The following is a 22856-nucleotide window of genomic DNA, read 5'->3' as shown; positions in this document are numbered from 1 at the left end:
GGCGAGCGGCGATCGGGTGAACAGTGGTTGGTGGGGGTGGCGCCTTATTTCACCGCGCCCAGCGCCAGGCCGCGCACGAGATAGCGCTGCAGCCAGGCAAAAACGATGGCGATGGGAATGGTGGCGACGAAGGCTGCGGCCATCACATGGTGCCATTCCACCGTGTAGCGGCCCGCCACCAGCGAGAACACCTGGATGGGCAGGGTATAGCTCGCCTGGTTGCGCAGCATGGTCAGGGCAATGACGAACTCGTTCCAGGCATTGATGAACGAGAAAATGGCGGTCACGGTGACTGCGGGCAGCGCCAGGGGCAGGAACACCTTGCGCAGCGCCTGCCAGGGGGTGGCGCCCTCCATCCAGGCGGCTTCCTCGAGGTCCTTGGGAATGGTCGAGAAATAGCTCTGCAGCATCCACACCGAAAAGGCGATGTTGAAGGTGGCGTAGACAAAGACTACGGCGTTGAGATTATCGAGGAGCTTCAGGGCCACCAAGAGGCGGAACAGCCCGATCACCAGCACGATGGGCGAGAGCATCTGGCTGATCAGCAGGAACTGCTGCACAAAACCCTTGCCGGTGAAGCGGAAGCGGCTGAGCGCATAGGCAGCCGGGATGGAAACGGCGATCGACAGCACGGTCGAGAGCACCGCGACATAGATGGAGTTCCAGAGGGCCGCCCCAAAATTGGTGGCGTTCCACATGGTCACGAAATTGCTCCATTGCGGATTGCTGGGCCACCAGGTGGGGCGCAGCACTTCGCTTGCCGGCTTGATAGCGGTGATGAACATCACCGCAAAGGGAAACAGCACGGCAATGATCAGCGGCGACAGGATCAGCCAGGAGATGATCGAGCGGCGCAGCAGGCGCGAAGTCTTCATTCCCGCTCTCCCTGCATGGCCAGCCGGACATAGATGATGGTGAAGAACAGCAGCAGCGCAAACATCAGCAGCGACAGCGCTGAGGCCTCCCCGAGCTTGCCGAAATTAAAGCCGAGTTTGTAGAGGTAGGTGACGAGGATATCGGTGGAATTGGCCGGCCCGCCCTGGGTGGTCGCCCAGATGATGGGGAACGAGTTGAACACGGTGATCGTGTTCATCACCACCGCGATATTGATGAAGGGCCGCAGCAGGGGCAGCGTGATGGTGCGGAAAATCTGCCAGCCGCTGGCGCCTTCGAGCCGCGCCGCCTCATAAAGATCATCGGGGATCGCCGAAAGGCCGCCAAGAAAAATGGTGGTGGTGAAGGGGATCGAGACGAGAATGCCGATGGCGATCTGCACGGGAAAGGCGGTACCCGCCTGCGCGAGCCACTGGATGTTCTGGTCGATGAGGCCCAGGCCCATCAGCGCGGAATTGAGCATGCCGCTTTCCCCGCTTAGCGCCCAGCGCCAAACAATGGCGGTCATGGTCAGCGACACCGCCCAGGGCAGCATGATGATGACGCGGGCGAGGCCGCGGCCATAAAAATCCTCATTGAGGATCAGCGCCACCGGGATCGAGATCGCAATTGTGCCGGCAACAATGCCGACGGTCCAGATCACCGTGCGCCAGAGCGAGGCGAGGAACTGCGGATCGGCCAGCACGGCCATGAAGTTTTCGGGGCCGGCAAAACCGCGCAACTGCCCGAAGCGGTTGACATTGCTGATCGAGATTTCCCCGATCTGAAACAGCGGCCACAAGATGATGAAGGCGGCCAGCAGGAATGCGGGAGCGATCAGCACATAAGGATTGGTGAAGATCGACCGGTTCATGCGCTGGCTGGACCTTGTTGTTGGTAGCGAAAAAGACGGGGCGGCCGGTTCGGTCCGCCGCCCCGCACTGCAGATGCTAGTTGTTGGCTTCGATGATGCCGTTGATCTCGGCGGCGGCCTGGTCGAGTTCGGCCTTGATCTCGCCCTCGCCCAGATAGATGCGCTGCAGCGCATTGGAGGTGGCGGCGGCCATTTCTTCCCAGCCGGCGATCACCGGCGCAAACTGGGCGCTGGGCAGCAGGTCGGTGAAGGCCTTCAAGTCAGCGTTGTCAGCAAAGAGCGGCATGGCCGCTTCCTCGGCATTGACCGGCAGGAAGCCTTCATTCTCGTCGAACTCGGCCCGCTTTTCGGTGGTGAAGAGGAAGTCCATGAACTTCCAGGCCGTGTCCTTGTTCTGGCTGTTCTCGAACATGATGATGGAGTCGGTGACGCCATAGGTGCCGCGATCGCCATTGGGGCCGGCGGGAATGGCGGCGACGCCATATTGCAGGTCGGGCGCTTCTTCCTTGATCTGGTTGGCAAGGAAAGGCGCCGTGATCATCATGCCGATGCGGCCCTGCTTGAAGAGGTTCTGCACGTCTTCGCGGTTGAGCGAGGTGACGCCCGGCTCGGTCAGGCCGCCATCGATCAGGTCCTTGTAGATCTGCGCGGCGGCATAGGCGGCTTCGGTGTCGAGCCCCGACGTGCCGTCTTCCTCCATCAGAGTGCCGCCCTGCGACCAGAGCGCATAATAGAAGTAGACGTCGGTCTCGATTTCCTTGCCCTGCAGGCCAAAGCCATAGGCATCGCCGCCGAGGGCCTTGATCTTTTCGGCAGCGGCCTTGAGCTCGTCCCAGGTGGCGGGCGGCTCGGCAATGCCAGCTTCCTCGAACAGCGCCTTGTTATAATACATGGCGCGCGCCGAGGCGGCGATCGGCAGGCCATAGGTCTGGCCGTCCATCACCGAGGGGCTGAGGAAGGTATCGATGAAGCGGGCACGGAAATCGTCGGTGATGTAGTCGTCAAGCGGGGCGGCAATGCCCTGGCTGACATAATCGATCAGCCAGCGGGTGCCGATAATGGCGAGATCGGCATTGGCGCCACCGGAGATATCGGTGGTCAGCTTTTGCTGCAGCACATCCCACGGCACCACTTCGATCTGGATGTCGGTGCCGGGATTGGCGGCTTCGAATTCGGAGGCGGCCTTTTCGAAATAGGGGCCGGTCTTGGAGCTGTACTCGGCGACGGTCACCCGGACCGTCTGGGCATACGAGGCGCTTGCGAGCGCGATGGCAGCGACGCCGGTCGCAGCCGCGACTTTCAACCAGTGCAACGACATGAACATTCCCTTCCCATTGTGGCAGGCCTGGAAGGTTTCCCTCAGCGGACCTCCCCTTTCGCCTCGTGATAGATTTTTTCATATTCGAGGAAGTTTCAAGTGAATTGTGACGGCAATGTTGCTTTATTACGTTGCCGGGGTAACCTGACGGGACGAACCCAAGGGTGAAGGGAGAGGTGAGATGGCTGAACTCAGCTTGCAGAACATTGAAAAGCGCTACGGCCCGACCCGGGTTCTGCATGGGGTCTCGCTCGACATCAATGATGGCGAGTTCATCGTGCTGGTGGGTCCCTCGGGCTGTGGAAAATCGACGCTCTTGCGCATGATCGCCGGGCTCGAGGAGATCAGCGGGGGCGATCTCTTCATCGCGGGTGCGCGCACCAATGACGTGCCGCCGCAAAAGCGCGACATCTCCATGGTGTTCCAGTCCTATGCGCTCTTCCCGCATATGAATGTGCGCGACAACATCACCTTTGGCCCGCGCATGCGCCGCGAACAATCCGAGGCCACCCAGCAGGCGCTGGGCCGCGCCGCCTCCATCCTCAATCTTGGCGATTATCTCGACCGCACCCCCGGCCAGCTCTCGGGCGGGCAGCGCCAGCGCGTTGCCATGGGCCGCTCCATCGTGCGCGACCCCAAGGTGTTCCTGTTCGACGAGCCGCTCTCGAACCTCGATGCCAAGCTGCGCGTGCAGATGCGCACCGAGATCAAGGCGCTGCACCAAAAGCTCGGCACCACCATGGTTTACGTCACCCACGACCAGATCGAGGCCATGACCATGGCCGACCGGATCGTCGTCATGAATGGCGGGCGCATCGAGCAGATCGGCGCGCCGCTCGAGCTCTATGACCGCCCCGTCAACCGCTTTGTCGCCAGCTTCATCGGCTCGCCCGCCATGAGCTTCATCTCGGGCACCTATCGGCGCACCGCCCTCGGCACGGCGATCGAGCTTGCCGATGGCGGCCTGCTGCCGGTGAACCCCGTGGATGCGCCCGATGGCACCGTAGTGGATGTCGGCATCCGCCCGGAAAACTATGTCCTCCTCGACAACGGCCCCCTGCAGTTCCAGACCGAAGTGGTGGAAACCACCGGCCCCGAAACCCATGTGTTCGGGCGCATCGCCGGCGCGGAAGTGCGCTGCGTGTTCCGCCTCCGGCTCGATCCCGCCCCCGGCACAGTGCTGCGCCTGGGGGCCGAGCCCGGCCACATCCACATTTTTGACGCCACGACCGGCCTGCGCCTGCCCTCCACCGCCACGGTGCAGTGATGGCTGGTAAGCCGGGCGCCAAGCCGCTTGCGCCCCAGCCGCGGATCGACATCATTGCCCGCCTCAAGGCGCGGCTCGAGGAGGGCAACCGGGCGGAAGTGCGGCTCGTCGAGGTGATCCTTGGTGACATGCACTTCGCCACCACCGCCCCCATTGCCGAGATTGCCGCCCGTGCCGGGGTCAGCGAGCCCACGGTGACCCGGCTCGCCCGCTCGCTCGGCTTTGCCTCCACCCGCGACATGAAAGTGCATATGGCCCAGGCCTTGGCGCTGGGTGGCGCCTATCTGCGCGCGGCCGAAAGCACCGAGGCCAACCACAATTCCCAGCAGGTGGTCTCGACCATCTGCAGCCGCGCCCATTCCGCGCTCGACCTCATCAGCGTGGCCCTTGCCAATACCGATGTCACCGGCCTTGGCCAGCAAATCGCCGGCGCCAAGCGCATCATCGTTTATGGCACCGGCGGCAATTCCTCCATGGCCGCGGTGGAGCTGCAGAACCGACTCTTCCGCCTCGGGCTCAACAGCACCGCCTATGCCGATCCCCAGCTGCAATCCATGAGCGCTTCGGTGTCGGACAAGCACACCGTGGTGGTGGCGTTCTCCACCTCCGGCCGGGTGCGCTCGATCCTCGATGCGGTAGCCGTCGCGCGCCAATACGATGCCACCTGCATTGCCGTCACCAAGCCCGACACCCCGCTGGCTGGCGCCGTGCAGCATCTCGTCCCCTTCGTCTTTGAGGAAGACCAGACCCAGCTCTACAAGCCCTCGTCCTCGCGCTATGCCATGCTGGCCGTGGTCGACATTCTCGCCATGGCAACGGCTGAATCCATCGGCCCCAAAGTGCTGGAACTGTTGCGGCGGGTACGCCAAAGCCTCACCACCATCGAGGCGGGCGAGCCCATGCAGCCCATCGGCGACTGACCTCAGCCCAACAAAAAAGCCGGCCCCTTGGGACCGGCTTTCGCGTTTCTCTGTGCAGCGCTTAGCGCTTGGACTGCAGCAGCTTCCAGGCGCCGGTCACGGTCAGCGCGGCCAGGGCCATCTTGAGCCCGTCCCAAACGATAAACGGCTCGACAGCGCCCTTCCAGGCCGAAGCCAGCACATTGGACTGGTCGATCCAGCCCGCCTGGCCCGACAGCACCAGCAGCCAGGCAAAGCCCAGCGCCAGCAGCACCGCTTCGCCAGCCAGCATCGCGCCCAGCATTGGCATGACCTTGCGCGACGCACCGCGATCGGCAGCCCAGCCGATGATGGCAGCCATGGGCAAAAAGCCCAGGAGGAACCCGCCGGTCGGCCCAGCCAGATACAGCATGCCGCCGCCGGCAGCGAACACGGGAAGGCCCATCGCGCCCTGCAGCAGGTAAAGCGCCACGGTGGCAACGCCGATGCGCAGGCCAAAGGCACCGGCCAGAGCGGCCACGGCCATGCCCTGCAGGGTCACCGGCACAGGCCAGACCGGCACGTTGATCTTGGCCGCTGCCGTGATCAGCAGCGTGCCCAGCACGACGGTCGCCAGATTGGCGGCCAGCTTGGCCGTGCCTGTCTGTGGCTGGATCGCGCCGAGGAGCGTATTGGGCGTGGTCAAGGTCACGGCCATTTCATACCTTTCTGCAGATGATGCGGCTTCCGCTCGGGGAGCCATATGGTTGTCCAGTCTTAGTCTTTCGCCCTAGTGAGTGCAATGGCAACACCTCCCAAGCTCGTGTTCGAGCGCAGCTTCGATCCCCAGACCGGCAAGGCTGTTGCCGTGGCCCCGGGCCTGATGCGCGTCACCGCGCCCAATGCCAGCCCCTATACCTTCACTGGCACCAATAGTTTCCTCGTCGGGCACGAGCAGCTCGCCCTCATCGATCCGGGTCCCGATGATTCGGCGCACCGTGCCGCACTCGAGCAGGCCATCGCCGGGCGCCCGGTGAGCGCCATCATCCTCACCCATACCCATCGCGACCATAGCGCCGGCGCCGCCCAACTGGCCGCCGAACTCAACGCGCCCCTGTGGTTTGGCGGGGCGCATCGCCTGTCCCGCCCTTTGCGCCCAGGGGAAACAAACGCCCTGCGCCGCTCCTCCGATTGGGAGCTCCAGCCCGACCGCGTATTGCGGGACGGGGAAACCATCCTGGCCGGCGACCTCGAGCTCCTGGTGCATACGACGCCGGGCCATTGCGCCAACCACCTCGCCTTTGGCCTTGCCGGCACCGATACCGTGCTGACGGGCGATCACGTCATGGGCTGGAATTCTACCCTGGTGGCGAGCCCCGACGGTTCGATGGCCCATTATCTCGAATCGCTGGAAAAGCTCATCGCCCTGCCCTATCGCCGCTATGTTCCCGCCCATGGCGGCCCCATCGACGATGGTCCGAGCTATGCCCAGGCGCTCCTCGCCCACCGGCAGGAGCGCAACCGACAAATCATTGCCGCGGTGGAGCAAGGCGCCCGCTCTATCCCCGCCATTGTGCGCGCGCTTTATCCCGATGTGTCCCTGCCTGTGCGCCGGGCCGCGGCCATGACTGTGGGCGCGCAACTGGAATATCTCGCCGATCTCGGCCGGTTACGGCTCCGACCCGGCCTCCTCGGCCTGCGCGTCAGTCTCTGACTCGCCGGTCTCCTCGGCCTCCGCATCCACCGGCTGGGTGGTGCTGGGATTGTCGCGCAGCAGCACCGTGACTTCGTCATCGAGCGCGCTGAGAAACGTCTCGATGCGCGTGCCATTGCTGCCAAAATCATGGAAGGCATGCAGCGAGGCCGACCGCATGTCGACGCGCGAGCCTTCGGGCCCGGCCTCGATGCGGAACACCGCTTCCTCGCGCCAGCCCGGCCAGGTCATGATCTGGGCATTGATGCGCCCGGGCTCGCTTCCCAGCGGCGGGCGTTGCAGGCGCAAATCCCAGCCCAGGCTCGTCACCTGGCGCAGCACCACTTCATAGGCCTGCTCGGGCGTCAGCGGATATTCACGCGTTTCCACATTGGGAAACAGCGCCGCGATCTGCTCGCGCGTCAGCGTGCGCGGCGGCGGCATGGCGGCAGTGCCGGGCTCAAACACCAGGGGCATGGCGCCCCGGTCGATCGTTGCGATATCGGTCACGGGCGGATAGGTCAGCGCCAGATTGCCGTACCAGGCAAAGGGGGCCAGACACAGCAAGCCCATCACCAGCCCCCCAAGGGCGCGGTTCCAGCCCTGGTCGCCACTCTGCCACAAGCGAGCCAGCGCCACGATGGCCGTGCCGACTGCCAGCACGGCGATAATGCAGGCGAGCACCATGGCCACGAGGAACAAATCCCCCGTTAGCCAGCGCAGCCGGTGCATCACCACCGGGATCACCAGCACCGGCACGGCCAGCCCCCCGAGCCAGCGCGCCCAGATAGCCGTCTTTGAAGTTCGGATCAGAATGCGCACTTGGCCGCCGGTCTTGAATATGGTGCGAGCTGAGCGCGCATGTCTTGCGAAAGGGTCAACTGGTGGGCAATGCTAGGGGTAAAGGCGCGTGCTGGTCCAGCCGGCATTGCGCTCCGGGCGCATAAACCGCACCCGGTCATGCAGGCGGAACTGCCCGTCCTTCCAGAATTCGATCTCGAGCGGCACGATGCGAAAGCCCGACCAGTGCGGGGGCCGCGGTACGGCGTTCTCCCCCACTTTTTCGGTCAGCTCCGCCACCCGCTCGACGAGGGTTTCACGGCTATCGAGCGGACGCGACTGCAGGGAAGCCGAAGATGCCAGTTGCGAGCCCTTGGGTCGCGCGCCGAAATAGGCGTCGGCTTCCTCGACCGACACCACTTCCACCGGTCCGCGCACGCGCACCTGCCGCCGCAACGATTTCCAATGCATCAGCATGGCCGCCTTGGGATTGGCCAGCAGCTGGCGTCCCTTGGCACTTTCGAAATTGGTGAAGAACACGAAGCCCCGTTCATCGCGCCCGTTCAGCAGCACAATGCGCACATCAGGCATGCCATCGGCATCGGCCGTGGCCAGCGCCATCGCATTGGGATCGTTGAGTTCGCCCTCCTTGGCCAGGGCAAACCATTCTTCGAACAAGGCAAAGGGATCGAGCTCGGAGCGGTCGCTGTCATCGAACAGCCGTTCGGTAAGTGTCTGCAACATCGACCTGTCCTTTTGCTTTTCCGCTACCCTTCGGGCCACCCAAACTAGACATTGGGAGGGGCGCTCGCCATATAGAGCTTGAACCAGAGGCTAAGCAACGCCTCGCAACCTCAACTGATTGGAACCCATGCGCGATCCCTATACCGTACTTGGGGTGCCTCGCACGGCGAGCGAAAAGGACATCAAGTCCGCTTATCGCAAGCTGGCCAAGAAGTACCACCCCGATCAGAACCCAGACGATCCCAGCGCGCACAGCAAGTTTGCTGAGGCGACCAATGCCTATGACCTGCTCAACGACGCCGAAAAACGCGCGCAGTTCGACCGCGGCGAGATCGATGCCGATGGTAATCCGCGTCACCCCGGCTTCAACCCGGGCGCTTATGGCAGCGCCGGTGGCGCCCGCTCGGCGCAGGGCGGCTTTTCGGCCGAGGATATTCTCAAGGAATTCATGAACGGCTTTGGCGGCCAGCCGCGTGGCGCCAGCCGCAGCGCGGGCGGTGGCGGCGCCCAGTGGGATCCCTTTACCGGCACGGCCAGCACCAGTGCGGGCCTGCGCAGCAAGGGCGAGGACATCATCGTCACCGCTGCTGTGTCCCTCGAAGACGCCCACAAGGCGGCTTCCATCCCGGTGCGGATGCCCAGCGGCAAGGTGCTGTCGGTCAAGCTCCCCGAAAAGGTCGAGGAGAACCAGCAGATCCGCCTCAAGGGCCAGGGTCAGCCCAGCCCCTTTGGCGGGGAAAACGGCGATGCGTTGGTCACCGTGAAGTTCGAGAAGTCCAAGGCCTTCCGCCGCGACGGCAGCGATCTGCGCACCGATCTGCCCATCACGCTTTACGAGGCCGTGCTTGGGGTCAAGGTGCGCGTCCCCACGCTCGATGGCTCGGTCGAGCTCAACCTGCCGCCGGGCGTCGATACTTCCAAGTCCCTGCGTCTCAAGGGCAAGGGTCTTTATGGCGATGGCGACCTGTACGTGAACCTGCGGGTTGTGCTGCCCCCGGGCGGCGATCCGGACCTTGAAAGCCTGATGCGCTTCTGGCGCGACCAGAAACCCTACAAGGTTCGCGACTAAGCTTTCGGCCCCTGCCCTAGCGCGGGGCCGCGGCGCGCTCCAGCCGGTCATTGATCGCTTCCCCCAGCCCCGTTGTGGGGATGGGCGCGACGGCAATGGTCGGCGCGCCCGTCGCATCGAGGTCATGCAGCATGGAAAAGAGATTCCGCGCCGCCTCATGCAGATCCCCGCTCGGGGACAGGTTGCGCATAGGCCCCCCAAAATCGGCGGCCTCACCAAAAGCCAGAAAAGCCTCGCCCGGCCGCGGCACCGTGTTGAGCCGCATCAGCGCCCCCGGCGCATAATGGCTCTTGAGCATCCCGGGCGCCGCCACCGCCGCGTCGGCGCTGGCCTGCTCTACCGTGACCCCCAGCCGGTCCTCGATCTCGCTGCGGGCCATCGCCCCGGCCCGCAACTGCACGAGCCGCTCGCCATCCACGGCAATGATGGTGGATTCCACCCCAGCCTTGCACGGCCCGCCATCCAGCACCGGCACCTTGCCCCCAAAACCGCGCCGCACCTGCTCGGCTGTGGTGGGCGACAACTTTCCTGATGGATTGGCCGACGGCGCTGCCAGCGGCCGCCCCGCCGCACGGATCACTGCCAGCGCCAGCGGATGGTCGGGAATGCGGATCGCCACCGTGTCGAGCCCGGCCGTCGCTACATCGGCCAGCCCATTGCCAGCCCGCGCCGGCAGCACCAGCGTCAATGGCGCCGGCCACAACGCCGCTAGCCGCCGCGCCAGCGGCGAGAACTGCGCCAGTTCTTCGGCCATGGCGAGGTCGGCGCAATGGATGATCAGCGGATTGAACCGCGGGCGGCCCTTGGTCTCATAGATCGCGAGCACTGCATCGGGGTTGGTCGCATCGGCGCCGAACCCATAGACCGTTTCGGTGGGAAAAGCGCAGAGTTGGCCGGCCCGCAGCAAGGCCGCCGCCTCTTGTGGGTCGGTGGGATCGGAAACCGTTAATCCGTCGTTCATCTTCATGGCGCTGGTTTGACAACCAAGCCCCAGCACGTCAAGACGATGCCTTCGCGGAGCCCCTCCCCTGTGACCACTCTTCTTGTCAGCCAGCCCAATTTTGCCGACCACGAGACCCCGCCCAAACATGCCGAGCGGGCCGACCGCATCGCCGCAGTTGAAGAAGCGCTGGCGCGGCCGCGTTTTGATAAGCTCTTGCGACGCAACGCTGATTTCGCCGATCTGACCCTGGCCGAGCTCGTGCACAGCCCCGATTATCTCGCCGGCCTGCGCCACGCCCGCCCCCTTGAAGGCATCGGGCGGATCGATGCCGACACTTTTATCTCCCCCGGCTCCATGGACGCCGCCGCTACGGGCCTCGGCGGCGCCCTCACCGCCCTGCGCGCCGTTCTCCTCGGCGAAGCCGACAACGCCTTCTGCGCTATCCGCCCGCCGGGCCACCACGCCGAAATCGCCCGACCCATGGGCTTTTGCCTCATCAACACCGCCGCCATCACCGCCCGCGAAGCGCAGCGCAAATACGGCGCCGAGCGCATCGCCATCATCGATTTCGACGTGCATCACGGCAACGGCACCCAGGATATCTTCAAGGACGACCCCACCGTCTTCTACGCCTCAAGCCACCAGATGCCGCTTTACCCCGGCACAGGGGCGGCCAGCGAAACGGGGGTCGGCAATATCGTCAATGTGCCGCTCGATCCGCAAAGCGACGGCGACGCCATGCGCGAAGCCTATCTCGAGCGCATCATCCCCGCCCTGATCGACTTTTCGCCCGATCTGCTGCTGCTGTCAGCCGGCTTCGACGCCGACGCCCGCGACCCTCTCGCCCAGCTCAACTGGCAGTCCTCAGACTTCAGCTGGCTCACCGGCAAGCTCATGGATGTGGCGGAACGCCACTGTGCCAACCGGATTGTTTCGCTGCTGGAAGGTGGGTATGACCTCAAGGGCCTGGCGGGGGGCGTTTCGCACCATGTCGCCATGCTGATGGACGGCGCTGTGGGCCGTCTCGAAGAATAGGATTTCCTATGGCCGAACCAACCCATGAAGACGTCAAGTCCCTCAGCTTCGAGGCCGCGCTGGCCCAGCTGGAGGAAATCGTCGGCAAGCTGGAAAGCGGCAAGGCGCCGCTGGCGGAATCCATAGCGATCTATGAGCGCGGCGAAGCGCTGAAAGCCCATTGCGAAACCCTGCTGCGCACGGCCGAAGCGCGCATCGAAAAGATCACCCTGTCGCGCGATGGTCGCGCCACCGGCACCGAACCGCTGGACGCCTGAGCCATGTCACAATCGCCCAAATCCTTGCGCCGGTTCCGGATCGCTTTGTGGAGCCTTGTGGTCGTGGTCGCGATTGCCGCCACCGTGCTGTACAGGTTCCGCCCGCCGGAGCGCCCGCTGGGTCTTACCGGCCGTGAATTTGCGCTGGAATCCACGCAGGGCGGAGCCTTCACCCAGGACGATCTGCGCGGCAAACCGAGCCTTGTGTTCTTTGGCTACACCTTCTGCCCCGATGTGTGCCCCACCACCCTCGCTGAAACCACCGCTTGGCGCCAGCAGCTGGGCCTTTCTCCCGAAGACCTGCGCATCATCTTTGTGACGGTCGATCCCGAGCGCGACACGCTCGAAACAGTCAAGGGCTATGTGGAGGGTTATGATCCTTCCATTATCGGCCTGGTCGGCAGCCCGGAGGCCACGGAAAATGCGAAGGCCGCCTTCGGCGTATTCTCGGAAAAAAGCGGTGAAGCGAACGATCCCTATTATCTCGTGGACCACACCGCTTCGACTTTCCTGATCAATGCCGATGGCAGCTTTGATGGCACTGTTGCCTATGGCGAAGCCGCCGAAACGGCTGTGGCCAAGGTCAAGCGACTGGTCGAAGGTTGAGCGACCGTATCCGGCTCGACCTGGCGCTCGAGCAGCGCGGCCTCGTGCCGAGCCGCGCCCGGGCGCGGGACGCGATCCTGCGTGGCACCGTCACCATCAATGGTGTCGTCGCGCACAAGCAGAACCAGATGGTGGCTCGGGACGACAAGCTCGCCCTGAGCGACCCCGCCGCCAACTACGTTTCGCGTGCCGCGCTCAAGCTGGTCGCCGGGCTCGATGCCGGCCAGATCGACGTAACCGGGAAAATCTGCATCGATGTGGGCGCCTCCACCGGCGGCTTCACCCAGGTGCTGATGGAGCGCGGTGCCAAGCGCATTTACGCAGTGGATGTCGGACACGGGCAGCTCCATGAGCGGCTCACGGGCAGCGATCGCGTCGTCAGCATGGAGGGCGTCAATGCGCGCGACCTCACGCCCGAGTTGATCCCTGAGCCCATCGACCTGCTGGTTTCCGATGTCAGCTTTGTTTCGGTAATCAAAGTGCTGGCAGCGCCCCTCTCGCTGTGCACGCGAACGGCTGATGCCGTGGTCCTGTTCAAGCCGCAGTTCGAGGTGGGCCGCCAGAATGTGGGCAAGGGCGGCATCGTCACAAGTGAGCCGGCAATCGAGACGGCATTGCAGGACGTCATTGCCTTCATGGCCGAACACGGTTTTGCCCACCGACAGTCCGTCACCTCCCCTATCGCAGGCGGCGATGGCAATGTGGAAACGGTGCTGATCTTTCGCCGCACGCCCTGACTTCATCCGGCCCAGGCCGGCCCAACCCGGAGCCCGGCATGGCCGCAGCTGACGACGACTATATCTATGACGAGCAGACCGGCGAATGGCGCCCGGCATCAGAAGTTGCTGCGGCAGGTGCCACGGCAACGCTAAGCGTCGTGGACAGCGCCGGAACCCCGCTCGCTGATGGTGATGCCGTGGTGCTGATCAAGGACCTCAAGGTCAAGGGCGCCGGCCAAACCCTCAAGCAGGGCACGGTGATCAAGTCGATCCGGCTGACCGACAATCCCGACGAGATCGACTGCCGCTACGATGCCATTAAGGGCCTCGTGCTCCGCACTGAATTCGTGCGCAAGCGTTCGAGCTAATTCCGCTCGAAGCCCAGTGCGCCGTCGCGCCCGGTCTGGCCGCGATGCCGCAGGAAGTGGTCGGCCAGCACGCAGGCCATCATCGCTTCACCTACGGGCACGGCGCGGATCCCGACGCAGGGGTCGTGGCGGCCCTTGGTGATGATGTCCGTATCGGCATTGGCGGTCGTGACGGTTTGGCGCGGTTGCAGGATGGATGAAGTCGGCTTGACCGCAAAGCGGCACACCACCGGATCGCCATTGGATATCCCGCCCAGAATGCCGCCGGCATGGTTGGACAGGAAATAGGGCCGCTCGGCCCCTGCGCGCATCTGGTCGGCATTGTCGACGCCGGTCAGGCTCGCTGCATCAAAGCCGGCGCCGATCTCCACGCCCTTGACCGCATTGATGCTCATCATCGCCGAGGCGAGATCGGCACTGAGCTTCCCATAAATCGGGGCGCCCCAGCCCGCCGGTACGTTCTCGGCGACCACCTCGATCACGGCCCCGACCGAATTGCCGGCCTTGCGGATGCCATCGAGATAATCGGCCCACAGCAGTGCCGCCTCGGCATCGGCGCAAAAGAACGGGTTCTGGTCGACTTGGGACCAATCAAAGCGGGCATAATCGATCTTGTGCGGCCCGACCTGGACGAGGCTGGCGCGAATGGTGATGCCGCCCAGCACCTGCCGCGCTACGGCTCCAGCGGCCACCCGCGCCGCTGTTTCACGGGCCGAAGTGCGCCCGCCACCGCGATAATCGCGGACGCCGTATTTCTGGTCATAGGTATAGTCGGCATGACCCGGCCGGTATTTGTCGCGGATTTCGGCATAGTCCTTGGAGCGCTGATCGGTGTTTTCGATCATCAGCGAAATGGGCGTGCCGGTGGTGCGCGGCCCATCGGTTCGCTCGTCCTCGAACACGCCAGAGAGGATGCGCACCTCGTCCGCCTCTCGCCGCTGCGTCGTATATTTGGATTGGCCGGGCTTGCGCCGGTCCAGGTCGCGCTGGATCATCTCAGGGGTCAGGAGCAGGCCGGGGGGGCAGCCATCCACCACCACGCCCAGGGCGGGCCCATGGCTTTCGCCCCAGGTGGTGAACCGGAACAGCTGGCCGAAGGTGTTGAACGACATGCAATAACTCCTGCTTGCCCCTGTCTGGATAGGAAAGGCCGGTCAGTCGGCCGGCGCGTTCCAGGTATCGAGCGCCGCATGCAGCGTCATGCGTCCGCCGCTGAAATGGGCGATCACCCCTTGCGGCGGTGGCCAGTTCAGCACTTCGGCGCGCTCGGTGCCTTCCACCAGGTGCCGCAACACCCGCAGCACGCCGCCATGGGCCACCACCACCGCGTTCTGCGTCAGGTCGCGGGCAAATTCGAGCAGGCGGACCGCCACATCGTCATAGTTCTCGCCGCGCTCGGGCCGGAAGCTCCAATAGGAAGCATCGCGCATGCCGGGGGCCAGCGCCTGTTCGCGGTTGATCTCCGAGTGGAGCCGCCCTTCAAGCGCCCCAAACGAGATCTCCACCAGCCGTCGGTCGTGGATCACGGGCGGAAGCGGCACGTCGAAGGCCGCGCGCATCCGGTCCATGGTCTCAGAGGCGCGGCTGAGGGGCGAGGCGAACCAGTTGAGCGAAGCGGGGTCTTTGCCGTCTCGTTCGAGCAGCTCGCGCAACAGCACTCCATTGGCGTCGGCCTGCAGCTGGCCAACCCGGTTGAGCGGAATGTCACGCGTGCCCTGGTAGCGCTGTTCGCGGTTCCAGTCGGTTTCACCATGGCGCGCGAAATAGAAGTCAGGCCATTGAACCGCATCACTCATGGGAAACTCGAAACCTTGAAGATTATTCGCTGGACGCTGGCGTGTCGTTGTCGAGCAGCTTCATGCCGACAACATTGAAGCCGGCATCCACATAGTGGATTTCACCGGTGACGCCACCCGCGAGGTCTGACAGGAGATAGGTGGCCGCGCCACCCACATCATCGATCGAGACATTCTTGCGCAGCGCCGAATTGGCTTCCTGCCAGTGCAGCATGTCGCGCAGGCCCGAAATGCCCGAAGCCGCCAGCGTCTTGATCGCCCCGGCCGAGATGGCGTTGACGCGGATGCCGTTCTTGCCCAGGTCAACCGCGAGATAGCGCACCGAGGCCTCGAGCGCGGCCTTGGCTACACCCATGACGTTGTAGTTGGGGACGTATTTGACCGCACCGTAATAGGTCAGCGTCAGCAGCGAGCCGCCCGGGTTCATCAGCGGCTCGGCGCGCTTCGCGACGGCGGTGAAGGAATACACCGAGATATCCATGGTCAGCGCGAAGTTGTCCCGGCTGGTATCGAGATAGCGCCCCTCAAGCTCGTCCTTGTTGGAAAAGCCGATGGCATGCACGACGAAGTCGAGGCTGCCCCACTTTTCCTTGATCTGGCGGAAGGTCTCGTCCATCGCCGCCTCGTCGGAGACGTCGCACTCAACGAGGAAGTCGGAGCCCACTTCGGCCGCCAGCGGCTCGACGCGGCGCTTGAGCGCTTCGCCCTGATAGGAAAACGCCATTTCGGCGCCCTGGGCATGCAGCTGCTTGGCGATGCCCCAGGCAATCGAGCGGTTGTTGGCCAAGCCCATGATTAGGCCACGCTTGCCGGCCATCAATCCAGTGCTCATTATTGTTATCCCTTGCTGGAGTCGTTGGCAGGGTTGTGGCACATCGGGGGGCAAAGGGGCAAGTTCGCTGCCCGCAATTGCGCTGCACCAGCCGGGGTTTTCCATGCCACTCAGCCCAGCCGAGACCATCGCCCAGCTTCAATCCCTACTGGGTGCCGATCAGGTGATCGCTTCCCCCGACCGGATGGGGTCGTTTCTGCATGAGCCGCGCAAGCGCTTCCACACCCCGGCAACAGCGGTAGCCCTGCCCGGCTCGGTTGAACAGGTGCAGGCTCTGGCGCGTTGGGCCAATGAGCATGGCGTGGGCATTATCCCCCAGGGCGGCAATACCGGCCTCGTTGGCGCACAGGTGCCGCTACGGGGGGACGAGGTGATCGTGAGCCTCGCGCGGCTTGATCGGGTGCGTACGATCGATGCCGGAGCCGGCACCATGGTTGCCGAAGCCGGCGTTGTGCTGGAAAACGCCCACCGCGCTGCCGAAGCTGAAGGCGCGATGTTCCCGCTTTGGCTGGCTTCGCAAGGCTCGGCCCGGATCGGGGGCGTCCTCTCCTCCAATGCCGGCGGGGTCAATGTGCTGGCCTATGGCAATGCGCGCGAATTGTGCATGGGGGTCGAGGCGGTGCTGGCCGATGGCCGGCTCTACCAGGGTCTCAATGGGCTCAAAAAGGACAATACCGGCTATGATCTCAAGGATCTGCTGGTGGGCGCCGAAGGCACGCTCGGCATCATCACAGCCGCCACCCTCAAGATCTTCCCCCAGCCCGAGGAATATGAAACCGCCCTCGTCAATATCGCCTCGCCCGACGCGGCCTTTACCCTCTTCCAGCTGATGCGGGATCGCGCGGGCGCGCAGCTCAATGCCTTTGAGCTGATCCCGCTGATTGGCCTCCAAATCCAGCTGCGCCACGGCATGCTCGATCGCGATCCCACCGCCGGCCGCTCCCCTTGGTATGCGCTGATCGAGGTGCTGCGGCCCAAAGGCGGCCGGCCGGGCCTCCTGCAGGAAGCATTGGAAGCGGGGTTCTCCGAAGCGCTGGTGGACAATGCCGTCGTCGCCGAATCTCTTGAGGACCGCACCCGCATGTGGGCCTTTCGCGAACAGATGAGCGAGTGCCAGTCGCGCGAAGGCGCCTCGATCAAGCACGACGTCTCAGTGCCACTTGCCGCCGTGCCCCGGCTGATCGAAGAAGGTTCGGCTGCCGCCGCGCAGGTGGTGCCCGGCATCCGCCCGGTGCCGTTCGGCCATATGGGCGATGGCAATATCCACTTCAATTTCAGCCCCCCGCCCGGCGCCGACAACGGGCAGTTCATGGCCGGAGCCGAGCCGGTCCACGCCGCCATCTATGAAATCGTGCTCAAGCTGGGCGGTTCAGTTTCGGCCGAGCATGGCATCGGCCAGCTCAAGGTCGACCTCCTGCGCCAGGTCAAGGACCCGGTGGCCCTGCAGATGATGCGCGCGATCAAGGATGCGCTCGATCCCAAGGGCATTCTCAATCCCGGCAAGATGCTGGGCTGACCGGGCCCAGTCACCTGCGCGTGCCTACTTGATCGCATCTCCCCCTTGCCCCATTTCGGGGCAACCACAGGGGACTTGCCCATGCTCGATGACATTGCCTTTCTTGACGATGCCACTCGCCCGCCGCTGCAAAAGCTTGAGGGGTTGACGCCAGACCAGCGCCTGCCCGGCCAGCATCTTAAGATGATCCACGATCATCTGCGCCAGAACATGGAAGTGCTCGGACGCCTGATCGAGCGCGCCTCCACAGGCGCCGTCTCGCCCGAAGAGGTGGAGAGCGAAACTTCTGGCCTCCTGATGGTCAGCAATTTCCGCCGCTTCGGCAATTTGTGCGGGCAATACTGCCAGTTCGTCGACACCCATCATTCGATCGAAGACTACGCGATCTTCCCCGCGCTGGCCGAACAGGGCGCCCCGTTCAAGGCGATTGCCGAGCGGCTGCGCGCCGAGCATGTGGTGGTCCATGAACTGCTGCTGCGGCTCGTTGATGCGCTTAACACGCTGGCGACTGACCCCACGCCGGAGCACTTCGAGGACGCCAAGACGGTCTACCGCACGCTTGAGCGCATCCTGCTCTCTCATCTCGGCTACGAGGAAGACGCGATGGGCGATGCGTTGGGCTATTTCGGTATCGGGGTTTAAGCCGGACCATCGTCCTCGAAGCGGCTGGCATGGTTGCGGCCGCGCTCATAATGGTGGCTGAGCGCAAAGGGCGGCAGCCAGGCTTCACGCCGGATCGTCCAGCATTCGTAGCTCGGCACCAGCTGATCGCCCGCATCGAGCGCGCCCAGATGCACCTCGATCTCGTCCTCCGATCGGGCAAAAACCGATGAGCCGCAAGTCGGGCAAAAACACCGCCCCGCGAATTCTCCGACCTCCCCGCTGACCGCTACAGCGTCCTGCGGAAACACTGCCGCCGCATAAAACAGCGCGCCATGATGCTTTCGGCAGTCAAGGCAATGGCAGATCCCGACCCGATAGGGCCGACCGGACGCCACCAGCCGGACCTTCCCGCACAAACAGCCGCCGGTAAACTGCTCCATTCCCTTGCTCCCGCCTAGAACAGATCGAGCTGCGCTCCCGCGCCAGCGGCCTTGCGCCGAACTGGCGCGGTGGGTTCCGCCAGTCCGGGCGTTACTTCCTCGATGAGGCTCGGCTCATCAACTGCAGCCGAGTTCACCCGGGTCGAGACCGGCCGATAGCTCAGCACATTGTCGGGCAGCGGCAGCGCCAATTGGCGGGCCTCCTCGGCCCGCACATCGCGCACATTTAGCCAGCGCTCCATCGCTTCACCATCGAGAATGGCGGGCATGCGATCATGGATCACGGAGAGCTGGTTGTTGGTGGGCACGGTGATGGTCGCGACGCTGTCGATCTCCTCGCCTTCTGGGCCCACCCAGGTGGCGTAAAGCCCGGCCAGCGCCATCGGGCGGCCATCGGCATAGGTGATGTAATAGGGCTGCTTTTTCTTGTCAGGCCCGGTGTGCCATTCATAATAACCGCTGGCCGGAATGATGCAGCGGCCATGCTTGAGCGCATCGCGAAAAGCCGGCTTTTCGGCCATGGTCCCGACCCGGGCATTGACCAGCAGCGGGAACTCGCGCGGATCCTTGACCCAGCGCGGCACGAGGCCCCAGCGGGCGAAATGCGCCTCGCGCCGCCCCGCTTCTTCCCAGATCGCCACGACCGGCTGGGTGGGCGCGATGTTGAAGCGCGGCACCATCTCGATCCGGTTGAGCAGGCGAAACAGTTCCGCCATCTGCTCGGGCGGCAGCGTTGCCGCATAGCGACCACACATATTTGCTTCTCCCTGATGCTCGCCCCAAAATAGGGTGTGCAGTGTTGAATCGCAAATGGAGCCGAGATGACGGACCTTCCAAACGCCGCCAGCGTGGCGTTGGTACGCAACGGCAAGGTGCTGTTGATCAAGCGCGCCTTTCCCCCCTATCAGCATTTGTGGACGTTCCCGGGAGGCCGTCTCGAGCCCGGCGAAACCATCGAGCAATGCGTCATCCGGGAGGTCAAGGAGGAGCTGGGGCTTGCCGTGCGCAATCCGCAACCCGTGCTGGTGCAGCAGCTGGGCGGCGGTGGCACCTACCAGTTGGCCGTGTTTGTTTCCTCGGATTTCAGCGGCACCATCATGCCCTCCAGTGAAATTGCCGATCACAAATGGGTCGATCCGGCAGCACTACCCGCCTTTCGCACCACTACCCGGCTCGACGACGTGATCCGGCAATGCCTCGCCGTTCTGGCCGGGTAATGCTAAGAGCGCCCTGCATCAGGAGAACAGGATCCAAGTGAAGCTGCGTTTCGCCCCCATTGCGGCGGCCCTTTGTTTGACCGTCGTCACGCCGGCGCTGGCGATCGACCCGCCCTATCAGCCCCGCATGGAGCGGCTCGCCGAGATTTTGGGCAGCCTTTATTTCCTCCAGCCGCTTTGCGAGGCGGGCACGGAAGACTGGCGCGCGCAGATGGCCGAATTGATCGAACTTGACGAGCCCGATGATGACCAACGCCAGCGTCTGGCCGGAGCCTTCAACGCGGGCTACACCGCCTATGCCCGTTTTCATCGCGCCTGCACGCCCAGCGCCCGCGAAGCACTCACGCGCTTGCTGACCGAAGCGGAGAAAACCGCGCGCGAAATCCACACCCGCTACGCTGAATAGGCCTCCCGCCCCGCATTAACGAAACTTGCGCAGGTTGCGTTAACCGTTCACTCATTTGTGGTGCGCCAGCCTCGTTCATCCATGTTAACCCGCTCGGCATGGCGACCAGAAAATCTCTCTTCATCACCGCAGCCGAAATCGAGCTCCCCAGCAGCGAGCAGAGCGAGCGTCAGCTTGCGCTTGAATACCTGGCTGAAGCCTGGAACGGCGCGGAGGACGATGGCGTCGAATGCGCGTCCCTGGCCCATGCTTCGCTTTTTGCTGCACTCGCCACTCTGGTGAAACTGCACGGCGATGATGCGGCTGCCGAAATGGTGGCGCTGCTGCCCGACCGCATCCGCGCGGGCGAATACAATCTGGACCGCACGCTGCAATAGCTAGATCTGATTCCGCCTGGTGCCTGCCTGCGAACACGCAAGCGGTTGACCTCCGCCGCGTTCTTGAAAATGCTAGCGCTTCGCGCCATGTCCGAAAGCCCCGCAGCAGTCGCTGCGGGCGGACAGTCTGGGGAAGCAAGACGATCATGACCACCTATTTGCGCGCCGACCGGGCAGTGTTCCGGTTTTCGGGCGTTGACGCCCACAAGCTGCTCAACGACGTCGTTACCGGCCATATCCCCACGCAGGGCGATGGCACGGACGAAGCCGGGGTCGCCTGGGCGCTGCTCTCCCCTCAAGGCAAGATCCTCGCCGAAGGCCTGGCCGGTTACGCAGGCGACGCGATCTGGCTCGATGTGCACCACTCCGTGGCCGACGATTTCTTCAAGCGCATGAAGATGTATCGCCTCCGCGCCCAGGTGGTGATCGATGATCTCCGGGAAACCCACCGCGTCGGCTTTGCCACCGAGCAGGACCCCGCCGCCATCAGTCATCTTGATCGGCTGGGGCCAGTCAAGCTGGGTTGGCGCCAGATCGCCCCGGTGGAAGCGATCAGCGGCTGGGTTGCGGACGACACGGCCTATCACGAGCAGCGGATTGCTGCCGGCATCCTGCACCAGGGCAACGACTTTGCCGCCAATGACGCCTTCGCCCACGATATCGGGCTCGACCTGCTCGAGGGCATTGATTTTGCCAAGGGCTGCTATGTCGGCCAGGAAGTGGTCAGCCGCATGAAGCACCGCGGCACGGCCCGCCGCCGCCCGGTGATCGTGGACGGTGTTGATGCGCCGTCGGGGAGCGCCGTGCTGGCGGGCGACCGCGAAGCGGGGCGCCTGGGCCAGGTCGTCAATGGCCGGGCCCTTGCCATCATCCGGCTCGACCGGATCAGCGATCCCGAGGCGGCAAGCGTCGAAGGTAAGCCCGTTCGCCTGTCGCTGCCGGCCTTCGCCAGCTATGCGTTTGGCGAATCAACGCCCGATGAGTAGCGTTCGGCCACCACTTTTCTAGCTTTGGGGCATCATGGCGCGCGGCAAAGACCGAGCCTGGCAACGGATGTTGTCGGGCCGACGGCTCGATATTCTCGACCCCTCCCCGCTCGATGTCGAGCTGTCCGATATCGCGCATGGCCTCGCCCGCGTCGCCCGCTGGAACGGGCAAACCCTGGGCGACTACGCCTTTTCGGTGGCGCAGCATTCCGTGCTGGTGCTCGAATTGTTTCGCGCCCACAACCCCGAGGCCGACAACACCGCCCAGCTGCAGGCGCTGCTGCATGACGCCCCTGAATATGTGATGGGCGACATCATCTCCCCCTTCAAGGCGGCGATGGGCGGCAATTACAAAACGGTGGAAGACCGGCTGCTGGGCGCGATCTATCTGCGGTTTTCCCTCCCTGCTACAGCCGGTGCAGCCTTGGGAAAACTTATCAAGAAAGCCGATCGCGAGGCCGCTTATTTCGAAGCCGTGCATCTGGCCGGCTTTTCGGCTGTTGAAGCCCAACGTTTTTTCGGCGCACCGAGCTTGCCTACCTTTGACGTTGATCAGTTCGACCGGCTGATCCGGCCCTGGCCGACGCGCGAAGCGCAGGATCGCTTCATCGCTGCGTGCGAGGCGATCCTGCCCTCCGCCTAGAAGTCCGCTCGTTAACCCTAATATTGTTTGAACTTTGCTGCGGCTGCGGCAAAAAGGTTACTGCTTTGTTAACGAGCAGGATCAAACCGCCTCATTTCGGGACGCAGCCATGAACCTACCCACGCGCCATATGCTAGTCGGAATGTGTCTGGGCGCCGTTTGCGCCACCGCCTTGGCGGCGATTGGACCTGGCATAGTCGTTGATGCAATCGCCGGGGAACGCGGCGTTGGCATCGATACGGCCAGCCTCGTGCGCTTTGATGATCGCGAGTATCACGTGCAATATGAGGAAGGGGTGGACACCAACCCGCTCCAGACCGTCCGGGTCAAGAAGATCGAGGCCGGCCGGGTGAGTTGGGTGGATATCGCCGTCACGGCGACCGGCACCTATTCTACTGACGCGCTGGTTTCAGAGCACATCCAGTATCCGGGCATCAGCGTCTCGCCGGTTGAGCAGCCCGGTCCGGGCAACCGCTTCTCGTTCTGGGACGGCCAGAGCTGGACCTCTTTCACTCCGACCGCTGGCATGTCGATGATCTTTGCCAATGCAGCAACCGCGGTGCGGATCGGCAGAGATTTTACCTGCGTATATGGCAAAAGCTATCGCGTCTGCTGA

Annotated in this window: 29 protein-coding genes; 17 read left to right on the top strand and 12 right to left on the bottom strand. The window is 63.9% G+C overall.

The genetic code is table 11. From position 1 onward, the window contains the following. Window positions 1-44: 44 nt before the first annotated feature. The 3 genes from HRU92_RS00770 to HRU92_RS00760 all read right to left on the bottom strand — a co-directional run bounded on the left by HRU92_RS00770 (window position 45) and on the right by HRU92_RS00760 (window position 3065). The gene (locus HRU92_RS00770) at window positions 45-875 is read right to left on the bottom strand and encodes a carbohydrate ABC transporter permease (RefSeq protein WP_127752249.1); all 831 of its coding nucleotides are present in this window, start codon (window positions 873-875) and stop codon (window positions 45-47) included. Then, entirely contained in the window at window positions 872-1747 is an 876-nt protein-coding gene (locus HRU92_RS00765; protein ID WP_172122640.1) for a sugar ABC transporter permease, read from the bottom strand. The genes HRU92_RS00770 and HRU92_RS00765 overlap by 4 nt, the downstream gene beginning before the upstream one ends. A gap of 76 nt (window positions 1748-1823) precedes the next feature. Next, window positions 1824-3065, bottom strand: coding sequence for a sugar ABC transporter substrate-binding protein (locus HRU92_RS00760; RefSeq protein WP_172122639.1), 1242 nt, complete (start codon window positions 3063-3065; stop codon window positions 1824-1826). Window positions 3066-3246: 181 nt separating this feature from the next. Here HRU92_RS00760 and ugpC point away from each other — a divergent pair, with 181 nt between their 5' ends. Next, window positions 3247-4332, top strand: a complete 1086-nt coding sequence (gene ugpC, locus HRU92_RS00755; RefSeq protein ID WP_172122638.1) for a sn-glycerol-3-phosphate ABC transporter ATP-binding protein UgpC — start codon at window positions 3247-3249, stop codon at window positions 4330-4332. Beyond that, window positions 4332-5252 (top strand): MurR/RpiR family transcriptional regulator, encoded by a 921-nt coding sequence (locus HRU92_RS00750; RefSeq protein ID WP_172122637.1) that lies wholly within the window; start codon window positions 4332-4334, stop codon window positions 5250-5252. Before ugpC ends, HRU92_RS00750 begins: the two co-directional genes overlap by 1 nt. Before the next feature lie 61 nt (window positions 5253-5313). On the opposite strand, the gene HRU92_RS00745 is transcribed toward HRU92_RS00750, so the two are convergent. Beyond that, entirely contained in the window at window positions 5314-5928 is a 615-nt protein-coding gene (locus HRU92_RS00745; RefSeq protein WP_127752244.1) for a biotin transporter BioY, read from the bottom strand. Window positions 5929-6012: 84 nt separating this feature from the next. On the opposite strand from HRU92_RS00745, the gene HRU92_RS00740 reads away from it, so the two are divergent. Further along, window positions 6013-6924 (top strand): MBL fold metallo-hydrolase, encoded by a 912-nt coding sequence (locus HRU92_RS00740; RefSeq protein WP_173087316.1) that lies wholly within the window; start codon window positions 6013-6015, stop codon window positions 6922-6924. Here the strand turns inward: HRU92_RS00740 and HRU92_RS00735 are convergent. Both HRU92_RS00735 and pdxH read right to left on the bottom strand, forming a co-directional pair. After that, complete coding sequence (locus HRU92_RS00735) at window positions 6880-7725, bottom strand: DUF1499 domain-containing protein (RefSeq protein ID WP_173087315.1); 846 nt, start codon at window positions 7723-7725, stop codon at window positions 6880-6882. The genes HRU92_RS00740 and HRU92_RS00735 overlap by 45 nt on opposite strands. A 72-nt stretch (window positions 7726-7797) precedes the next feature. After that, window positions 7798-8427, bottom strand: coding sequence for a pyridoxamine 5'-phosphate oxidase (pdxH, locus tag HRU92_RS00730; RefSeq protein ID WP_173087314.1), 630 nt, complete (start codon window positions 8425-8427; stop codon window positions 7798-7800). Window positions 8428-8554: 127 nt separating this feature from the next. On the opposite strand from pdxH, the gene HRU92_RS00725 reads away from it, so the two are divergent. After that, on the top strand, window positions 8555-9496 hold the full coding sequence (locus tag HRU92_RS00725) for a DnaJ C-terminal domain-containing protein (RefSeq protein ID WP_173087313.1): 942 nt from the start codon (window positions 8555-8557) through the stop codon (window positions 9494-9496). A 16-nt stretch (window positions 9497-9512) separates the two neighbouring features. On the opposite strand, the gene HRU92_RS00720 is transcribed toward HRU92_RS00725, so the two are convergent. Then, window positions 9513-10457: an L-threonylcarbamoyladenylate synthase gene (locus HRU92_RS00720; protein WP_173087312.1), complete on the bottom strand. Its 945-nt coding sequence runs from the start codon at window positions 10455-10457 to the stop codon at window positions 9513-9515. A gap of 69 nt (window positions 10458-10526) precedes the next feature. On the opposite strand from HRU92_RS00720, the gene HRU92_RS00715 reads away from it, so the two are divergent. The 5 genes from HRU92_RS00715 to HRU92_RS00695 are packed head-to-tail and all read left to right on the top strand — an operon-like array spanning window position 10527 to window position 13424. Further along, window positions 10527-11474: a histone deacetylase family protein gene (locus tag HRU92_RS00715; protein WP_172122633.1), complete on the top strand. Its 948-nt coding sequence runs from the start codon at window positions 10527-10529 to the stop codon at window positions 11472-11474. Window positions 11475-11482: 8 nt separating this feature from the next. Next, window positions 11483-11731 carry an exodeoxyribonuclease VII small subunit gene (locus HRU92_RS00710; RefSeq protein ID WP_127752237.1) on the top strand — a complete coding sequence of 83 codons (249 nt, stop codon included), beginning with the start codon at window positions 11483-11485 and terminating at the stop codon, window positions 11729-11731. Between the two features lie 3 nt (window positions 11732-11734). Next, window positions 11735-12337, top strand: a complete 603-nt coding sequence (locus tag HRU92_RS00705; RefSeq protein WP_172122632.1) for an SCO family protein — start codon at window positions 11735-11737, stop codon at window positions 12335-12337. Next, the gene (locus tag HRU92_RS00700) at window positions 12334-13074 is read left to right on the top strand and encodes a TlyA family RNA methyltransferase (RefSeq protein ID WP_172122631.1); all 741 of its coding nucleotides are present in this window, start codon (window positions 12334-12336) and stop codon (window positions 13072-13074) included. The genes HRU92_RS00705 and HRU92_RS00700 overlap by 4 nt, the downstream gene beginning before the upstream one ends. A 38-nt stretch (window positions 13075-13112) precedes the next feature. Continuing rightward, window positions 13113-13424 (top strand): alkylphosphonate utilization protein, encoded by a 312-nt coding sequence (locus tag HRU92_RS00695; RefSeq protein ID WP_172122630.1) that lies wholly within the window; start codon window positions 13113-13115, stop codon window positions 13422-13424. Here the strand turns inward: HRU92_RS00695 and aroC are convergent. The 3 genes from aroC to fabI are packed head-to-tail and all read right to left on the bottom strand — an operon-like array spanning window position 13421 to window position 16052. Beyond that, complete coding sequence (gene aroC / locus HRU92_RS00690) at window positions 13421-14536, bottom strand: chorismate synthase (protein ID WP_172122629.1); 1116 nt, start codon at window positions 14534-14536, stop codon at window positions 13421-13423. The two genes, HRU92_RS00695 and aroC, sit on opposite strands and share 4 nt — an antisense overlap. Window positions 14537-14578: 42 nt before the next feature. Next, window positions 14579-15220 carry a histidine phosphatase family protein gene (locus HRU92_RS00685; RefSeq protein ID WP_172122628.1) on the bottom strand — a complete coding sequence of 214 codons (642 nt, stop codon included), beginning with the start codon at window positions 15218-15220 and terminating at the stop codon, window positions 14579-14581. 22 nt (window positions 15221-15242) lie between these two features. Beyond that, window positions 15243-16052 (bottom strand): enoyl-ACP reductase FabI, encoded by an 810-nt coding sequence (gene fabI, locus HRU92_RS00680; protein ID WP_172122627.1) that lies wholly within the window; start codon window positions 16050-16052, stop codon window positions 15243-15245. Between the two features lie 103 nt (window positions 16053-16155). Between fabI and HRU92_RS00675 the strand changes: the two genes are divergently transcribed. Next, window positions 16156-17568 carry an FAD-binding oxidoreductase gene (locus HRU92_RS00675; RefSeq protein ID WP_172122626.1) on the top strand — a complete coding sequence of 471 codons (1413 nt, stop codon included), beginning with the start codon at window positions 16156-16158 and terminating at the stop codon, window positions 17566-17568. Between the two features lie 81 nt (window positions 17569-17649). Next, entirely contained in the window at window positions 17650-18210 is a 561-nt protein-coding gene (locus tag HRU92_RS00670) for a hemerythrin domain-containing protein (RefSeq protein WP_173087311.1), read from the top strand. Here HRU92_RS00670 and HRU92_RS00665 read toward each other — a convergent pair. Then, window positions 18207-18611, bottom strand: a complete 405-nt coding sequence (locus HRU92_RS00665) for a GFA family protein (RefSeq protein ID WP_172122624.1) — start codon at window positions 18609-18611, stop codon at window positions 18207-18209. The two genes, HRU92_RS00670 and HRU92_RS00665, sit on opposite strands and share 4 nt — an antisense overlap. 14 nt (window positions 18612-18625) lie before the next feature. Continuing rightward, complete coding sequence (locus HRU92_RS00660; RefSeq protein ID WP_173087310.1) at window positions 18626-19366, bottom strand: SOS response-associated peptidase; 741 nt, start codon at window positions 19364-19366, stop codon at window positions 18626-18628. 66 nt (window positions 19367-19432) lie between these two features. On the opposite strand from HRU92_RS00660, the gene HRU92_RS00655 reads away from it, so the two are divergent. From HRU92_RS00655 to HRU92_RS00630, 6 genes are all read left to right on the top strand, one after another. Continuing rightward, window positions 19433-19828 (top strand): NUDIX domain-containing protein, encoded by a 396-nt coding sequence (locus HRU92_RS00655; protein WP_172122622.1) that lies wholly within the window; start codon window positions 19433-19435, stop codon window positions 19826-19828. A gap of 37 nt (window positions 19829-19865) precedes the next feature. Further along, complete coding sequence (locus HRU92_RS00650) at window positions 19866-20234, top strand: TIGR02301 family protein (RefSeq protein WP_172122621.1); 369 nt, start codon at window positions 19866-19868, stop codon at window positions 20232-20234. Window positions 20235-20332: 98 nt separating this feature from the next. Beyond that, a complete protein-coding gene (locus HRU92_RS00645; protein ID WP_210258515.1) occupies window positions 20333-20611 on the top strand; it encodes a hypothetical protein in 279 nt (92 codons plus the stop codon). A 146-nt stretch (window positions 20612-20757) separates the two neighbouring features. Beyond that, window positions 20758-21597 carry a folate-binding protein YgfZ gene (locus HRU92_RS00640; protein WP_172122620.1) on the top strand — a complete coding sequence of 280 codons (840 nt, stop codon included), beginning with the start codon at window positions 20758-20760 and terminating at the stop codon, window positions 21595-21597. Between the two features lie 34 nt (window positions 21598-21631). Next, window positions 21632-22240: an HD family hydrolase gene (locus HRU92_RS00635; protein WP_127752222.1), complete on the top strand. Its 609-nt coding sequence runs from the start codon at window positions 21632-21634 to the stop codon at window positions 22238-22240. A gap of 109 nt (window positions 22241-22349) precedes the next feature. Beyond that, window positions 22350-22856, top strand: coding sequence for a hypothetical protein (locus HRU92_RS00630; RefSeq protein ID WP_127752221.1), 507 nt, complete (start codon window positions 22350-22352; stop codon window positions 22854-22856).

It is taken from the genome of Devosia sp. 1635, assembly GCF_013185955.1.
Classification (GTDB): Bacteria; Pseudomonadota; Alphaproteobacteria; order Rhizobiales; family Devosiaceae; genus Devosia.
Note: the sequence above shows the minus strand (reverse complement) of the source record. Positions and strands in the feature narration are given on the sequence as shown.

What these genes read in the sequence shown, in the direction of transcription:
- HRU92_RS00770 (WP_127752249.1), bottom strand. Translation starts at nt 875, where the DNA reads ATGAAGACTTCGCGCCTGCTGCGCCGCTCGATCATCTCCTGGCTGATC.
- HRU92_RS00765 (WP_172122640.1), bottom strand. Translation starts at nt 1,747, where the DNA reads ATGAACCGGTCGATCTTCACCAATCCTTATGTGCTGATCGCTCCCGCA.
- HRU92_RS00760 (WP_172122639.1), bottom strand. Translation starts at nt 3,065, where the DNA reads ATGTCGTTGCACTGGTTGAAAGTCGCGGCTGCGACCGGCGTCGCTGCC.
- ugpC (WP_172122638.1), top strand. Translation starts at nt 3,247, where the DNA reads ATGGCTGAACTCAGCTTGCAGAACATTGAAAAGCGCTACGGCCCGACC.
- HRU92_RS00750 (WP_172122637.1), top strand. Translation starts at nt 4,332, where the DNA reads ATGGCTGGTAAGCCGGGCGCCAAGCCGCTTGCGCCCCAGCCGCGGATC.
- HRU92_RS00745 (WP_127752244.1), bottom strand. Translation starts at nt 5,928, where the DNA reads ATGGCCGTGACCTTGACCACGCCCAATACGCTCCTCGGCGCGATCCAG.
- HRU92_RS00740 (WP_173087316.1), top strand. Translation starts at nt 6,013, where the DNA reads ATGGCAACACCTCCCAAGCTCGTGTTCGAGCGCAGCTTCGATCCCCAG.
- pdxH (WP_173087314.1), bottom strand. Translation starts at nt 8,427, where the DNA reads ATGTTGCAGACACTTACCGAACGGCTGTTCGATGACAGCGACCGCTCC.
- HRU92_RS00725 (WP_173087313.1), top strand. Translation starts at nt 8,555, where the DNA reads ATGCGCGATCCCTATACCGTACTTGGGGTGCCTCGCACGGCGAGCGAA.
- HRU92_RS00720 (WP_173087312.1), bottom strand. Translation starts at nt 10,457, where the DNA reads ATGAACGACGGATTAACGGTTTCCGATCCCACCGACCCACAAGAGGCG.
- HRU92_RS00710 (WP_127752237.1), top strand. Translation starts at nt 11,483, where the DNA reads ATGGCCGAACCAACCCATGAAGACGTCAAGTCCCTCAGCTTCGAGGCC.
- HRU92_RS00705 (WP_172122632.1), top strand. Translation starts at nt 11,735, where the DNA reads ATGTCACAATCGCCCAAATCCTTGCGCCGGTTCCGGATCGCTTTGTGG.
- HRU92_RS00695 (WP_172122630.1), top strand. Translation starts at nt 13,113, where the DNA reads ATGGCCGCAGCTGACGACGACTATATCTATGACGAGCAGACCGGCGAA.
- aroC (WP_172122629.1), bottom strand. Translation starts at nt 14,536, where the DNA reads ATGTCGTTCAACACCTTCGGCCAGCTGTTCCGGTTCACCACCTGGGGC.
- HRU92_RS00685 (WP_172122628.1), bottom strand. Translation starts at nt 15,220, where the DNA reads ATGAGTGATGCGGTTCAATGGCCTGACTTCTATTTCGCGCGCCATGGT.
- fabI (WP_172122627.1), bottom strand. Translation starts at nt 16,052, where the DNA reads ATGAGCACTGGATTGATGGCCGGCAAGCGTGGCCTAATCATGGGCTTG.
- HRU92_RS00675 (WP_172122626.1), top strand. Translation starts at nt 16,156, where the DNA reads ATGCCACTCAGCCCAGCCGAGACCATCGCCCAGCTTCAATCCCTACTG.
- HRU92_RS00670 (WP_173087311.1), top strand. Translation starts at nt 17,650, where the DNA reads ATGCTCGATGACATTGCCTTTCTTGACGATGCCACTCGCCCGCCGCTG.
- HRU92_RS00665 (WP_172122624.1), bottom strand. Translation starts at nt 18,611, where the DNA reads ATGGAGCAGTTTACCGGCGGCTGTTTGTGCGGGAAGGTCCGGCTGGTG.
- HRU92_RS00660 (WP_173087310.1), bottom strand. Translation starts at nt 19,366, where the DNA reads ATGTGTGGTCGCTATGCGGCAACGCTGCCGCCCGAGCAGATGGCGGAA.
- HRU92_RS00655 (WP_172122622.1), top strand. Translation starts at nt 19,433, where the DNA reads ATGACGGACCTTCCAAACGCCGCCAGCGTGGCGTTGGTACGCAACGGC.
- HRU92_RS00645 (WP_210258515.1), top strand. Translation starts at nt 20,333, where the DNA reads ATGGCGACCAGAAAATCTCTCTTCATCACCGCAGCCGAAATCGAGCTC.
- HRU92_RS00640 (WP_172122620.1), top strand. Translation starts at nt 20,758, where the DNA reads ATGACCACCTATTTGCGCGCCGACCGGGCAGTGTTCCGGTTTTCGGGC.
- HRU92_RS00635 (WP_127752222.1), top strand. Translation starts at nt 21,632, where the DNA reads ATGGCGCGCGGCAAAGACCGAGCCTGGCAACGGATGTTGTCGGGCCGA.
- HRU92_RS00630 (WP_127752221.1), top strand. Translation starts at nt 22,350, where the DNA reads ATGAACCTACCCACGCGCCATATGCTAGTCGGAATGTGTCTGGGCGCC.